The 14,177-nt window shown below is 67.6% G+C and carries 13 protein-coding genes; 8 read left to right on the top strand and 5 right to left on the bottom strand.

Annotation, left to right across the window (positions count from 1 at the left end):
• Window positions 1–345: 345 nt before the first annotated feature.
• Window positions 346–969 (bottom strand): outer membrane protein, encoded by a 624-nt coding sequence (locus M9H71_RS07245; protein WP_164602244.1) that lies wholly within the window; start codon window positions 967–969, stop codon window positions 346–348.
• 313 nt (window positions 970–1,282) lie between these two features.
• On the opposite strand from M9H71_RS07245, the gene uvrC reads away from it, so the two are divergent.
• The 5 genes from uvrC (at window position 1,283) to prmB (ending at window position 5,913) form a co-directional block, all read left to right on the top strand.
• Window positions 1,283–3,388 (top strand): excinuclease ABC subunit UvrC, encoded by a 2,106-nt coding sequence (gene uvrC / locus M9H71_RS07240; protein ID WP_455404377.1) that lies wholly within the window; start codon window positions 1,283–1,285, stop codon window positions 3,386–3,388.
• Between the two features lie 138 nt (window positions 3,389–3,526).
• Window positions 3,527–4,153, top strand: a complete 627-nt coding sequence (gene pgsA / locus M9H71_RS07235) for a CDP-diacylglycerol--glycerol-3-phosphate 3-phosphatidyltransferase (protein ID WP_164602240.1) — start codon at window positions 3,527–3,529, stop codon at window positions 4,151–4,153.
• Entirely contained in the window at window positions 4,150–4,401 is a 252-nt protein-coding gene (gene moaD / locus M9H71_RS07230) for a molybdopterin converting factor subunit 1 (protein WP_455404376.1), read from the top strand. Before pgsA ends, moaD begins: the two co-directional genes overlap by 4 nt.
• A gap of 25 nt (window positions 4,402–4,426) precedes the next feature.
• Window positions 4,427–4,897: a molybdenum cofactor biosynthesis protein MoaE gene (locus M9H71_RS07225; protein WP_455404375.1), complete on the top strand. Its 471-nt coding sequence runs from the start codon at window positions 4,427–4,429 to the stop codon at window positions 4,895–4,897.
• Window positions 4,897–5,913 (top strand): 50S ribosomal protein L3 N(5)-glutamine methyltransferase, encoded by a 1,017-nt coding sequence (gene prmB, locus M9H71_RS07220; protein ID WP_455404374.1) that lies wholly within the window; start codon window positions 4,897–4,899, stop codon window positions 5,911–5,913. The genes M9H71_RS07225 and prmB overlap by 1 nt, the downstream gene beginning before the upstream one ends.
• Window positions 5,914–6,058: 145 nt before the next feature.
• Here prmB and rsmD read toward each other — a convergent pair whose 3' ends face one another.
• Together rsmD and M9H71_RS07210 are read right to left on the bottom strand one after the other, a co-directional pair.
• Window positions 6,059–6,622, bottom strand: coding sequence for a 16S rRNA (guanine(966)-N(2))-methyltransferase RsmD (gene rsmD, locus M9H71_RS07215; protein WP_455404373.1), 564 nt, complete (start codon window positions 6,620–6,622; stop codon window positions 6,059–6,061).
• A 189-nt stretch (window positions 6,623–6,811) separates the two neighbouring features.
• Entirely contained in the window at window positions 6,812–8,968 is a 2,157-nt protein-coding gene (locus tag M9H71_RS07210) for a pseudouridine synthase (RefSeq protein ID WP_455404372.1), read from the bottom strand.
• Between the two features lie 172 nt (window positions 8,969–9,140).
• Here M9H71_RS07210 and M9H71_RS07205 point away from each other — a divergent pair, with 172 nt between their 5' ends.
• Window positions 9,141–9,587 carry a nucleoside deaminase gene (locus M9H71_RS07205; RefSeq protein ID WP_455404371.1) on the top strand — a complete coding sequence of 149 codons (447 nt, stop codon included), beginning with the start codon at window positions 9,141–9,143 and terminating at the stop codon, window positions 9,585–9,587.
• Here M9H71_RS07205 and M9H71_RS07200 read toward each other — a convergent pair.
• Window positions 9,571–10,479, bottom strand: coding sequence for an alpha/beta fold hydrolase (locus M9H71_RS07200; RefSeq protein ID WP_230762226.1), 909 nt, complete (start codon window positions 10,477–10,479; stop codon window positions 9,571–9,573). The genes M9H71_RS07205 and M9H71_RS07200 overlap by 17 nt on opposite strands.
• A gap of 246 nt (window positions 10,480–10,725) precedes the next feature.
• Window positions 10,726–12,009 carry a phosphoribosylamine--glycine ligase gene (purD, locus tag M9H71_RS07195; RefSeq protein WP_455404370.1) on the bottom strand — a complete coding sequence of 428 codons (1,284 nt, stop codon included), beginning with the start codon at window positions 12,007–12,009 and terminating at the stop codon, window positions 10,726–10,728.
• A gap of 177 nt (window positions 12,010–12,186) precedes the next feature.
• Between purD and xseA the strand changes: the two genes are divergently transcribed.
• Together xseA and M9H71_RS07185 are read left to right on the top strand one after the other, a co-directional pair.
• A complete protein-coding gene (gene xseA / locus M9H71_RS07190) occupies window positions 12,187–13,800 on the top strand; it encodes an exodeoxyribonuclease VII large subunit (protein WP_455404369.1) in 1,614 nt (537 codons plus the stop codon).
• Between the two features lie 146 nt (window positions 13,801–13,946).
• A complete protein-coding gene (locus M9H71_RS07185; protein ID WP_455404368.1) occupies window positions 13,947–14,174 on the top strand; it encodes a DUF2093 domain-containing protein in 228 nt (75 codons plus the stop codon).
• Window positions 14,175–14,177: the final 3 nt, after the last annotated feature.

Genomic DNA, 14,177 nt, shown 5'->3' with positions numbered 1-14,177 from the left:
GCGATGCGGAAGGTCGGGCAGCGTTGCCCGAGACGAAATAGTTTGCGCCGAGATACAAACGTACCGTCCGCTGGAGCAGTTCTGTTCTGGTGGACGGCACTGCGCTTCCGACTGCACGTAACAGCCACAACCTGATGGCGGGGGCGCACGGCGCCGTCTCGACCATGCGCCGCAGCCATGCATCCCTTCATCCTTCGAGACGCCCGGCTAAGCTGGGCTCGAGGATGAAGACTTGGTGCCCTCGGGAAAGAGCCAAATCCGTTGCATCATCAAAGAAAATCCCGGCCGCATGCGGCCGGGAGTTGTGGTCGTCGAGTTTCTTGATCGCGAAGGTTTCGTCGCGGCTTAGAAGTGGTAGTTGATGCCGGCCCGGACCACACCGAAATTGTAGCCGTTCGGCATGTTGGTGATGAAGAAGTTGCTGGTCGACAGGCTGCCGTACAGATACTCGACCTTGGCGCTCAAGCGCGGCGCGAAGGCGAATTCGGCACCGGCACCGACCGTCCAGCCGGCGCTGCTGTGGCTCTCGCTGGAGAGCAGGTTCTGACCCTTGAGCTGGCCGAACGCCAGACCGCCGGTGGCATAGAGCAGCACGTCGTTCATCGCGTAGCCGAGGCGACCGCGGGCGGTTCCGAACCAGGGGTTCGAGAACTTGTAGGGCGCGAAGGTGTCGTCGGCGGTCGAGAACTGGATGTCGCCCTCGAGACCGAACACGATGTTGCCGGACTGCCAGTTGTAGCCGCCCTGCACGCCGCCGGAGAAGCCGGACGGCTTGGTGATGTTGTTGGTGACGTTGCCCCAGGAGTAGCCCAGGTTGCCGCCGAGATAGGGGCCGGCCCAACTGAACGCATTCAGCGGCTGGTTGACGGTGTAGGGGGCGTTCGACCGATAGTACCCCATGTCGGCCGCCTGAGCCGTCGAAACGCTCGCGGCAATCACGGCCGCCGCTGCCAGTGTAACTTTACGCATCTTACTCTCCTCGACGACACGGCCCGCGCCAGCGGCGGCGCGATCAGCGTCCGGTCATCGGCCGCCCGAGGGCCGATAGGAAAATGTCCCGAATGGTTACGGCTTTGCTCACTTTTCCTGTCGAATTTATCGAGAGTTTTAAGTTAAGCGGTTCTTAACCCGGCCCCGGTTCCAAGGTGCATCGTTAACAAAATCTTACTCCCCGGCCATCGCGGCAACAGCATGGCAGGGCAGGGAAATTTCCGCCGGCCTGGTTCCGCGCCGGCGCCTCGCGCTGGCACCGGCGGGGTCGAGCGCATAGGTTGGGGCCGCCATGATTCACGATCCCGCCGCGCAGCAGACGACCGCGGCCGAACCATCCGCCGACGCCCCCTCCGCCGCCACGGCCACGCCCGCCGCGGAGGCGCGCCCGGCCGCCGGAACGCAGGACATCGACGCCGAGACCGCTGCGCTTGCGGTCGAGGAGGACGACGAGGCGCGCCTGCCCGAGACCGAGGACGAGCCGGATGCGGAGACGGCTACGCCCATCGCCGCCGGGCCGCTCGCGGTCGGCCGCTCGGCGATCGCCCGCGCGGTGCGGCTGGCCCCGACCTCGCCTGGCGTCTACCGGATGCTGAACGCCGAGCGCGACGTGCTCTACGTCGGCAAGGCCAAGAACGTGAAGAAGCGGCTGGCGTCCTACGCCCGCCCGACCGGCCAGGTGCTGCGGATCGCCCGCATGATCGCGCTCACCGTCGAGGTCGAGGTGATCTCCACCACCACCGAGACCGAGGCGCTGCTGCTCGAAGCCAACCTGATCAAGCAGCTCCGGCCGCGCTTCAACGTCCAGCTCCGCGACGACAAGTCGTTTCCCTATATCCTGATCACCGGCGACCATTGGGCGCCGCAGATCCTCAAACACCGCGGCGCGCAGAGCCGTCCCGGGCGGTACTTCGGTCCGTTCGCCTCGGCCGGCGCGGTGAACCGCACCATCACGGCGCTACAGCGCGCGTTTCTGGTGCGCTCCTGTACCGACTCGTTCTTCGAGAGCCGGACCCGGCCGTGCCTGCTGTACCAGATCCGGCGCTGCGCCGGCCCCTGCACCGGCGAGGTCGACTTTCCCGGCTACAGCGAGCTGGTCCGCGAGGCGACCGACTTCCTGTCCGGCCGCAGCCGGGCGGTGAAGCAATTGCTGGCGGCCGAGATGGAAAAGGCCTCCGGCGAGCTCGAATTCGAGACCGCGGCGCTGTACCGCGACCGGCTGGCGGCGCTGTCGGCGATCCAATCACAGCAGGGCATCAATCCGCGCACCGTCGAGGAAGCCGACGTGTTCGCGATCCATCAAGACGGCGGCTATTCCTGCGTCGAGGTGTTCTTCTTCCGCACCGGCCAGAACTGGGGCAACCGCGCCTATTTCCCGCGCGCGGAAAAGACCTTCACGCCCGAGGAGGTGCTCGGCGCGTTCGTGGCGCAGTTCTACGACGACAAGCCGCCGCCGAAGCTGATCCTGTTGTCGCACGAGATCGAAGAGGCCGAACTGCTCGGCGACGCGCTCAGCGTCAAGGCCGGACGCAAGGTCGAATTGTCGGCGCCCAAGCGCGGCGAGAAGAAGGAACTTGTCGCCCACGCCCAGACCAACGCCCGCGAAGCGCTCGGCCGCAAGCTCGCCGACACCGCCACCCAGGCCCGGCTGCTGGAGAACCTCGCCGCCACGCTCGGCCTGCCGAAGGCGCCGCAGCGGATCGAGGTCTACGACAACAGCCACATCCAGGGCACCAACGCGGTCGGCGCGATGATCGTCGCAGGCCCCGACGGCTTCATCAAGAACCAGTACCGCAAGTTCAACATCCGCTCCGAAGGGCTGACGCCCGGCGACGACTACGCAATGATGCGCGAAGTGCTGCAGCGGCGGTTCAAGCGGCTGGTGACGCCGCCGGCGGAGGGCGATGCGCCCGCCAAGCCGAAGGACGACGACGTGCCGCAATGGCCGGACCTCGTGATCATCGACGGCGGTCGCGGCCAGCTCAACGCCGCGCGCGAGGCGCTGGCCGGGATCGGCTTGACCGATCAGGTCACGCTGCTCGGCGTCGCCAAGGGCCCGGACCGCGACGCCGGGCGCGAGACCCTGTTCCTGCCGGAACGCGATGCCATCAAGCTCGAGCCGCGCGACCCGGTGCTGTATTTCATCCAGCGGCTGCGCGACGAGGCGCATCGTTTCGTGATCGGCTCACACCGCACGCTGCGCAAGAAGGACATCCGCGAGGCCGGCCTGCAGGAGATCCCCGGCATCGGCCCGACGCGCAAGCGTGCCCTGCTCTTGCACTTCGGGACGCTGAAGGAGATCGAGCGGGCGTCGATCGCCGACCTCGGCAAGGTTCCGGGAATCAGTGCCGAAAGCGCGCGGCGAATCTTCGAGTTCTTCCATGCTCGGCCCGGATGATGCGCAGCGCCCCCCGACCAAAGTCGGCGGCACCTGGAGCCGCCGCGCCCCATGCGGATTTCACCTTTTCCTGATACGGAACGGAGACGCCGGCACCGGAGGTTGACCTTCTGCTGCGGGCAGTATTGGTAAGCTGCGATGAACAACGTTTCGACCAGAGCGCCGGCGCGGGGAACGAAGACGTCGCTGACGCTTCCGAACATCCTCACCTACGCGCGTATCGCCGCAATTCCGGTGGTGGTCGGCTGCATCTTCGCGCAGTCGATCCTCGGCGGCCCGCTGGCGCTGCGCTGGGTCGCGCTCGCCGTCTTCATCGCTGCGGCGATCACCGACTTTCTCGACGGCCATTTCGCCCGGATCTGGGACCAGCACTCGGCGTTCGGCCGGATGCTCGATCCGATCGCCGACAAGCTGCTGGTAGCATCCTGCCTGCTGATGCTGGCCGCGGACAGCATCATCCATGGCTGGACGCTGTGGGCGGCGATCGTGATCCTGTGCCGCGAAATCCTGGTGTCGGGCCTGCGCGAATATCTCGCCGCGCTGCGCGTCAGCGTGCCGGTGACGCGGCTGGCGAAATGGAAGACCACCGCGCAGCTTGTCGCTATCGGCTTCCTGCTCGCCGGCGAGGCCGGCAACCAGATCCTGCCCTTCACCACAGAAATCGGCGTCTCGCTGCTGTGGCTGTCGGCGCTGCTGACGATGTACACCGGCTACGATTACTTCCGCGCCGGCATCCACCATCTGATCGAAGAGGATCAGGCATGAAGGTGAAGTATTTCGCCTGGGTGCGCGAGCGGATCGGTGTCGACGAAGAGATCGTCGAACCGCCGCCGGGGATTGCCACCGTCGCCGACCTGATAGGCTGGCTGGCGGCGCGCGGCGACGGCTATGCGCTGGCGTTCGAAAAGCCCGGCGTGATCCGCGCCGCGATCGACCGCGCCCATGTTCGCGCCGAGACGCCGATCGCCGGCGCCCGCGAAGTCGCGTTCTTCCCGCCGATGACCGGCGGTTGATGCCATTCACGCACGGGATGATCCGATGACCGTTCCGGTGACCATCCGCATTCAGGAAGCCGATTTCGACATCGCCGCAGAAATCACGGCGCTGACGAAGGGCCGCACCGACATCGGCGCGGTGGTGTCGTTCACCGGCCTGTGCCGCGGCATCGAAGGCGACGATACCGTCGCCGCGCTGACGCTCGAGCACTATCCCGGCATGGCCGAGGAGGAAATCCAGCGCCACGCCGACGAGGCGATCAAGCGCTGGCCCGCGGTCACCGCGCTGACGATCGTCCACCGCGTCGGCCGGCTGGTGCCGGGCGACAATATCGTGCTGGTGCTGGCGGCTTCGGCGCATCGCCAGACGGCGTTCGCAGCGGCGGAGTTCCTGATGGATTATCTGAAGGCCAACGCGCCGTTCTGGAAGCGCGAGGAGCGCTCCGGCGAGTCGCGCTGGGTCGAGGCGCACAGCCGCGACGACGCTGCGCTGGCGCGATGGAGCAAGGATTGATGGCGAAGAAGGCGACCGCGAAGACCAAGGCGGGCAAATCTAAAACGGCGGCGAAATCCGCCAAGGCGAAGCCCGCCAAACGCAGCGTCGTGGCCAAGGCTGCGGCTGCCAAGCCGCCGAAGGTGGCGCCGGGCGAACTGGTCACGCTGCTCGATTTCGTCCGCTACGCTGTCAGCCGCTTCGCCGAAGCCGGCGTGGTGTTCGCGCACGGCACCACCGATCCGATCGCCGAAGCCGTGTTCCTGATCGGCGAGACGCTGCATCTGCATCCCGATCAGTTCGAGATGTTCGCCTCCGCCCGGGTGACCACGCGCGAAGCCGCCGCGATCCTCGGCCTGATCGAGCGCCGCATCGCCACGCGGCTGCCCGCGGCGTATCTGGTGAACAAGATCTACATGCGCGGCGTGCCGTTCTATGTCGACGAGCGGGTGATCGTGCCACGCTCCTTCATCGGCGAACTGCTGGACTCGCATTTCGACGGCGGCGACACTTCGCTGATCGACGCGCCCGAGGCGGTCGAGCGCGTGCTCGACCTCTGCACCGGCTCGGGCTGCCTTGCGATCCTCGCCGCTTACGCCTTCCCGAACGCCACGATCGACGCTGTCGATCTATCGAAGGATGCGCTCGCGGTCGCGGCCCGCAACGTCGCCGAACACCGGCTCGACGATCGCGTCAGCCTGTATCAGGGCGACCTGTTCGGTCCGCTCGGCGAGGAGCGTTACGACCTGATCATCACCAACCCGCCTTATGTCGATGCCGAGGGAATGGCCAGCCTGCCAGCCGAGTGCCGCACCGAGCCGGCGATGGCGTTCGATGGCGGCGACGATGGTCTTTCCATCATCCGCCGCATCCTCGCCGAGGCGAAAGATCACCTCAACCCGGAGGGCGGCCTGCTGTGCGAAGTCGGCCGCTGCCGCCCGCAGATCGAAGACGAATTCCCGCAGCTCCCGCTGCTGTGGCTCGACAGCGAAGACTCCGAAGCCGAAGTGTTCTGGATCGCCGCGGCGGATTTGTAACTTCCGACGTGCACCGTCATTCCGGGGCGCGAACGCAGTTCGCGAACCCGGAATCTCGACCTGTTCTGCGCCGTGCGAGACAACCTCTGGATTCCGGGTTCGCTCGCTTCGCGAGCGCCCCGGAATGACGTCCGAAAAAAACGGACTACTCGCCCGCCCCGAACCGCAGGAACGTGAACTCGGTGTCGTCATAGGCGCGGCGGTCGAGTTCGGTGTAGCCGGCGGGAGCCGTAAAGCCGGCGTCCTTGGCTTCCTCGACGATCACCAGCGCGCCCGGCAGCAGCCAACCGCCATCGCGCAGCGACGCGAGGGAAGCCTCGGCGAGCTGCTTTCGGTACGGCGGATCGAGAAACGCGACGCCGAATGGTTCGACCGGATGCGCCGGGCCGAGATTGCCGGCGTCGCGGCGATATACTTTGCTGACGCCGCCGAGCCCCAGCGTCTCGACATTGGCGCGCAGCAATGCCCGCGCCTCGGCGCCATTGTCGACAAACAGCACGAATTTAGCGCCGCGCGACGACGCCTCGATGCCGAGCGCGCCGGTGCCGGCGAACAGGTCGAGGACCCGGGCATCGAGCAGCGGATTCTCGTAAGCGTGCATCAGGATGTTGAACACCGACTCGCGCAACCGATCCGCCGTCGGCCGAATCTCCCGCGACGACGGCGCCACCAGATTACGCCCGCGCAGCCGCCCGCCGATCACACGCATGGGAGGGCTCGTTGAGATTGCAGGTAGCTCGACACGAGCGAGGCGCGCTCCCCTCCCCCTTGCGGGGAGGGGACGGGGGTGGGGGTCCACAAGCAAAACCTTGCTTCGTAGCTCCCCCTCACCCCGCCCCTCCCCCGCAAGGGGGGAGGGAGCATAAGCGCCGTGCCCTCGATCAGCATAAAACCGAACTCACTCGTCTTTCGGCGCGAGGTCGCGTTTGCCGTGGTAGCGGCGGGCGGGGCCGCGCGACAGCGGGCGATCGCCGCCCTCGCTGGCGGTGCGTTCGACCTTGACCTTGCGGCCCTTGCGGTCTTCGACCGCGCCGCGCTTGGTAATCGTCTTCTTCGGCGCGGGTGCAGCCTCGGCCACCGCCCACTCCTCGGCCGACACGACCTTGCCGGCGCGCGGCTTCGGTTTGGTCTCGCTCGGCGAGGGGCCTGCGAAGTCGCAGCCGGCCAGCGCAATCACCTTCTCGCCGAGCTGATCGCGCAGTACGCGGGTCTTGACCTCGTCGACCTCGCCTTCGCCAAGCTCGAGCAGTTGGAACGGGCCGTAGGAGACGCGGATCAGCCGGTTTACCTCGAGGCCGAGATGCGCCAGCACGTTACGCACTTCGCGGTTCTTGCCCTCGCGGATCGCGAACACCAGCCAGACATTGGCGCCCTGGTCACGCTCCAGCTTGGCCTCGATCGGGCCGTATTGCACACCGTCGACCTCGATGCCGTTCTGCAGCTCGTCGAGCTGCGCCTGGGTGATCTCGCCATGGGCGCGAACCCGGTAGCGGCGCAGCCAGCCGGTCTCGGGCAGTTCGAGCGCGCGAGCGAGACCGCCGTCATTGGTGAGCAGCAGCAGGCCCTCGGTGTTGAAGTCGAGACGGCCGATCGAGATCAGCCGCGGCAACCCGTCGGGCAGATGATCGAACACCGTCGGCCGGCCTTCCGGATCGCTGTGCGTCGTCATCAGCCCGCGCGGCTTGTGATACAAAAACAGCCGCGTGCGCTCGCGCTCCGGCAACGGCTTGCCGTCGATGGTGATGACGTCGCTGGCTTTGACGTCGAGCGCCGGCGAATCGATCACCTTGCCATTGACGGTGACACGCCCTTCCGTGATCCACGCCTCGGCATCGCGCCGCGAGCACAGACCAGCGCGCGCCACCACCTTGGCGATGCGCTCGCCGGCCTTGTCGGACTTGGCCGGCGCCGCCGGCTTCCGCTTGGAAGCTGCCGGATCCTGCTTGCGAAACGCTCCGCGGCCGCCGAACGCCGGACGCTTGGCGAAGATTCGGCCGCCGTCCTCGTTGTCGCGGCGCGGGCGGTCGAAGCTGCGCTCATCGTCGCGGCTCGTGCGCGGACGATCGAAGCCGCGGCCCTCGTTCTTCGGATGCTCGTGCCAGTCGCCATGCCTGGCGGCACGGTCGCGCTGCGGACGGTCCTCCCGCGGGCGGTCACTTCGCGGCCGATCCTCGCGCGGACGATCGAAGCTGCGCTCACGGAACGGACGCTGTTCGCCGCGCTCGCCGTCGCGCGGCCGGGAGAATTTCGGCCGATCGCCGCTGCGTTCGGGGCGGTCGGAGCGCTCGCCACGATCGAACCTGGGCTTGTCGCCGCGGGGCTTGTCGAATCGGGGTTTGTCGCCTCGATCACGGTCGAAGCGCGGCTTGTCGTCACGCGATTTGGAGAACCGCGGCTTGTCGAAGCCGCCCTTGTCGAACTTGCGGTCGCGATCGCCGGCGGCACGGGCCGGCCGGTCTTCGCGGGCGCGCCACGGCTTCTCGTCGCCGCGGTCGCGACCCGGCTCGCCGTCGCGCTTGAACGGGCGCTTCGGCCGATCGGCAAAATCGCGCTTGGGACGGTCACCGAAATCACGCTTGGGCCGATCGCCGAACTCCTTGCGGGGACCGCGCTCCGGACGGTCGCCGAATTCCTTGCGCGGGCCGCGATCGGGACGGTCGCCGCCGCTGCGCGCGGGCCGATCGTCGCGCGCAAAGCGCGGGCGCGGCGCATCGCCCTCGTCGCGGCGCGGCCGATCGGCGAAATCCCGACGCGGCGCAGCCCCGTCGCGCTTGGCATAGGGCCGCTTGCCCTCGCCGCCGAACGAGCGCTTGGCGTCACCGCCGAACGACTTCTTGGCGTAGGTCTTCTCGCCACGTCCCTCGCCGCCGCCTTCGGCGGCGCGTTTGGCGAATTTCTTGTCCGGACCGCGCGCGGCGCCGGAGCGGCCCTTGCCGCCCGCCGGACCTTTGCCGCCGGAGAAGCCGCGCCCACCCCCACCCGGCCCTTTGCCGCCCGATGGCCGATCGCGGCGGCCCCGCGCAGAAGCGTTGTCTTTCTTGGTGTCGCGGGGCATGACGGGTCTTTCTGTCGGAAGCGGAAACGATGCTCAGGCGTTCGGGAACGGCTCGCGGCAAGGTGAGCGCGCGCTTTTCATCAAAGCCGCAGGGTCACGCAAGGCCGCCATCCACTTTCGCTGAAGCAGCCCTCCTAGCAGAGAATTTCGCGCAATACGAGCCACGACGAGCATGACCACGTCCTCTTTCATGGAAATGGCGCTGGCCGAGGCGGCGGCGGCCGGGGCCGCCGGCGAGGTGCCGATCGGCTGTGTGATCGTCCGCGACGGCGTGGTGATCGCCAAGGCCGGCAACCGCACCCTGACCGACCGCGACCCCACCGCCCACGCCGAACTGCTGGCGATCCGGGAGGCGGCGGCCAAGCTCGGCAGCGAGCGGCTGGTCGATTGCGATCTCTACGTCACGCTGGAGCCGTGCACGATGTGCGCCGGCGCGATCTCGTTCGCGCGGATCCGGCGCCTGTATTTCGGCGCGTTCGATCCGAAAGGCGGCGCGGTCGAATCCGGCGTGCGGTTCTACGGCCAGCCGACCTGTCACCACGCGCCGGAAGTGTATTCCGCGGTCGGCGAGCGCGAAGCCGCAACGATGCTGCGGGAGTTCTTCAGGGCGCGGCGCTGAAGAACTTAACCAGCGCCTCGGCGGTCTGATCCGGCGCTTCCTCGGGCAGGAAATGCCCGGATTCGATCGGCGCGCCCTGCACAGTGGTTGCCCATTTTCTCCAGACATCCACCGGCGTCGCGGCGGACTGCGCGATGCCGGAGGCGCCCCACAGCGCCAGCATCGGCATCGGAATCTTGTTGCCGGCTTCGATATCGGCCTTGTCGTGCTCGAAATCCGCATAGGCGCCGGCGCGGTAGTCCTCGCACATCACGTGCCGCCGCATCGGGTCGGCAAACGCGATGCGGTAATGCTCGACGGCACGCGGATCGAACGCAGAGAGATCACCGGCCCGCGTCCAGCTCGCCAGCTTGGCCTTCACGTAGAAATCAGGATCGCCGCCGAGCAGGTTTTCCGGCAGCGGCGCCGGCTGCGCCAGGAAGCTCCAGTGATAGATCTTCAGCGCATAGGCGCGGTTCATGCGCTGCCAGTATTCGTAGGTCGGCAGGATATCCAGCACCGCGAGCTTCGACAGCCGGCCCGGTGAATCCAGCGCCATCCGATAGCTGACGCGAGCGCCGCGATCGTGCCCGGCAAGCGCGAAGTGCACATGTCCGAGCTGCTCCATCGCTTCGATCAATTGCTTGGCCATCGCCCGCTTGGTGTAGGGCGTGTGCTGCTCGTCGCTCTCCGGCATGTCGGACCAGCCGTAACCGGGCAGATCAGCGACGATCACCTTGAACCGCTCCGCCAGCTTCGGCGCGACGCGGTGCCACATCACATGGGTCTGCGGAAATCCGTGCAACAGCAGCAGCGGCGGCCCGTCGCCGCCGACGCGGGCGAAGATCCGGCCCGACGAGGTGTTGATCCATTCCGAGCCGAAGCCCGGGAACAAGTCGGCGAGATCGGGCATCGGCGGTTTCTCCCTCAGTTAGTTATCCGTCATTGCGAGCGCAGCGAAGCAATCCAGAGGCCCTGTGCGCGGAACTGGATTGCTTCGTCGCTTCGCTCCTCGCAATGACGATCAGAAGTAAGCTACGCGCGCATCCTCATCCTGAGGAGCGGTCCGAAGGACCGCGTCTCGAAGGATGGGCAGCGCCCTCGCCCTTCGAGACGCGCGCCAAGGCGCGCTCCTCAGGGTGAGGGCATAGCAACGCAGTTACTTCCCTCGCCGTTCCCGCGCCACCGCCTGCCAGCCGATATCGCGGCGGCAGAAGCCTTCGGGCCAGTTGATCACGCCGATCGCCTCATAGGCGCGGCGCTGGGCTTCGGCGACCGTCTTGGCAGAGGCCGTGACGGCAAGCACCCGGCCGCCATTGGCGAGAATCCAATCGCCCGACGCGATCGTGCCGGCGTGGAAGATCTGCACCCCGGCAATCGCGTCGGCGCGTTCCAGCCCGGCGATGCGTGTGCCCTTCTCGTAAGACCCCGGATAGCCCTTGGCGGCCATCACCACGGTGAGCGCCGGCTCGGCGTGCCAGCGCAGACTGATATGCGAGAGCTGGCCGTCGGCGCAGGCGAGCAGCGCCGGCACGATGTCGGACATCATCCGCATCATCAGCACCTGGCACTCCGGATCGCCGAAGCGGACGTTGTATTCGATCAGTTGCGGACCATCCTCGGTGATCATCAGGCCCGCGAACAGCACGCCCTTGAACGGCGCCCCCATCTCCTTCATCGCCTTCAGGGTCGGCGTGATGATCCGGTCCATCGCCTGTTTGCAGATCGCATCCGTCATCACCGGTGCGGGTGAATACGCCCCCATGCCGCCGGTGTTCGGTCCCTTGTCGCCGTCATAGGCGCGCTTGTGGTCCTGCGCGGTGGCGAGCGGCAGCGCGTGCTCGCCGTCGCACAACACGAAGAACGACGCCTCTTCGCCGACCAGGAAATCCTCGACCACGACTTCGACGCCGGCCGATCCGAGCGCGCCGCCGAACATCATATCGACCGCGGCCTCAGCCTCGGCCAGCGTGCTCGCCACCACCACGCCCTTACCAGCGGCAAGGCCGTCGGCCTTGATCACGATCGGCGCGCCCTGTGCGCGGATATAGGCCTTGGCCTGGGTCGGATCGCCGAACCGCTCATAGGCTGCGGTCGGGATGTCGTGCGCCTTGCACAGATCCTTGGTGAACCCCTTGGAGCTTTCGAGCTGCGACGCCTTGCGGCTGGGCCCGAACGCCTTGATGCCGGCCGCGGCGAGATCGTCCACGATGCCGGCGGCGAGCGGCGCCTCCGGCCCGACCACCACGAAGTCGACCGCATTGGCCTTGCAGAACGCGATCACGGCCGGATGGTCGGCGATGTCGAGCGCCACACAGGTCGCCTCGCGGGCGATCCCGGCATTGCCCGGCGCGCACCACAGCTTGGTGACCAGCGGCGACGCCGCGATCTTCCAGGCCAGCGCGTGTTCGCGCCCGCCCGAGCCGAGGAGGAGAATATTCATGAAAGCCTGACCGTGCGCCCGTGGATGGTCCGCGAGGTGTAACACGCGACACGCTTCCGGCAACGCGCGCCGCCGCGGATGTGGATATGTCCGGACGGCGGACCGCCCGCCTGCGGGTTGGCGGCCGAGGCGAAAGTCCCTACTTTCCGCCGCACCCTTGAACCCCGATCGAATCGCATGGCCCGACTGCAAACGCCCCAAGCCCTCGCCAATGTCGGCGAATTCACCGTTTCCGAGCTGTCGCAGGCACTGAAGCGGACGGTGGAGGACACCTACGGCCATGTCCGGGTGCGCGGCGAGATCACCGGGTTCCGCGGGCCGCACTCGTCGGGGCATTGCTATTTCGCGCTGAAGGACGAGGGCGCCAAGATCGAGGCGGTGATCTGGAAGGGCGTCGCAGGACGAATGCGGTTCAAGCCGCAGGAGGGCCTCGAAGTCATCGCCACCGGCAAGCTCACCACCTATCCTGGCTCCTCGAAATATCAGATCGTGATCGAGGCGCTGGAGCCTGCCGGCGTCGGCGCCCTGATGGCGCTGATGGAGGAGCGCAAGAAGAAGCTCGCCGCCGAAGGCCTGTTCGACGAGGCGCGCAAGCAGCTCTTGCCATGGCTGCCCGAGGTGATCGGCGTCGTCACCTCTCCCACCGGAGCTGTGATCCGCGACATCCTGCATCGGCTGGAAGACCGCTTTCCCCGCCGGGTGCTGGTGTGGCCGGTGCGGGTGCAGGGCGAAGGCTCGGCCGAGCAGGTCGCGGCTGCGATCCACGGCTTCAACGCGCTCTCCGAAGACGGCCCGATTCCGCGGCCGGACCTGTTGATCGTCGCGCGCGGCGGCGGCTCGTTGGAGGATCTGTGGTCGTTCAACGAAGAGATCGTGGTCCGCGCCGCAGCCGACAGCATGATCCCGCTGATCTCGGCGGTCGGCCACGAAACCGATGTCACCCTGATCGACTTCGCCGCCGACAAACGCGCGCCGACCCCGACCGCGGCGGCCGAAATGGCGGTGCCGGTTCGCGCCGAGCTGTTCGTCGAGGTCGGCGGGCTGGCGCGGAGAATGCTGTCGAGCTGGCAGCGCGGCCAGGATTTTCGCCGCAACGAGCTGCGCGCCGCCGCCCGCGCGCTGCCGGGCGCGTCCGACCTGCTGGCGATCCCGCGGCAACGGCTCGACAGCGCGTCTGCCGCCCTGCCGCGCGCGCTGCGGGCCAATACCAACGCCCACCACCGCCGTTTCGCCGCCGCAGCGGCGGGGATGACGGTGAAGGTGCTGCGGGCCCAGGTGGCGCACAATGCGCATCGGCTCGACGTCTCCGGCACGCAACTGCAGCGCTGCGCCAGCGCCATGCTGCGCCAGCGCCGCGACCGGTTGGAAGGGCTTGCGGCGCGGCTGCAGGCCTCGAAGCTCGCCAACGCCCAGGCGCAGCGGATGCGGATCGCCCGCGAGCAGGAGCGGCTGCAGCGTCTCGCCGAGCGCGCGCGGCGAGCTTTGGTTACACTGCTGGAGCGGCGGCGGGCGCGGATCGACGCCACCGGCAAGCTGTTGACCGCACTATCGTACCGCGGCGTGCTGGCGCGCGGCTTCGCGCTGGTACGGGACGCCGAGGGCCGCTCGGTGCATGCCGCCGGATCGGTCGCGGCGGGCGCCCGGCTCAGCGTCGAATTCGCCGACGGCCGGCTCGGCGTCACCGCCGACGGCGGCAGCGGATCGCCGGCAGAACCCGCCAAACCGGCATCGGCAGCGGCGAAGGCCCCAAAACGGCAGGTGAAGCCTGCTGGCCAGGGGTCGCTGTTTTAGAGTCGGACGAGCGCCGGCCGCTGGAAAACGACGCCGCCATGACGTCGTGGCGGTTTGCAACGCGGCGCATCCGTTCTATCTGTCAGGGATATCGACCCGCAGGCTGAACATCGTTTCGCAACCTGCGGTTTTCCAGGAGATCGGCCGTGCTGAACAAATTTGGCTTCTCGAGTTCGGGCGAAGCCCAGGTGCAGTATCTCGACGGCGACTTCCGCGTGATCTCGCCCGGCACCTATGTGCGCTGCGCCGTCACCGGGGTGCAGATCCCACTCGACGAGCTGAAATACTGGAGCGTCGATCTCAAGGAACCCTACGCGACTCCGGAAGCCGTACTACAGCGGCATTATCCCGAAGCGCTGCAGGGCAAAGGCTGAACC

Source organism: Rhodopseudomonas parapalustris, from assembly GCF_053772255.1.
This window is presented reverse-complemented; position numbering and strand designations above follow the sequence as displayed.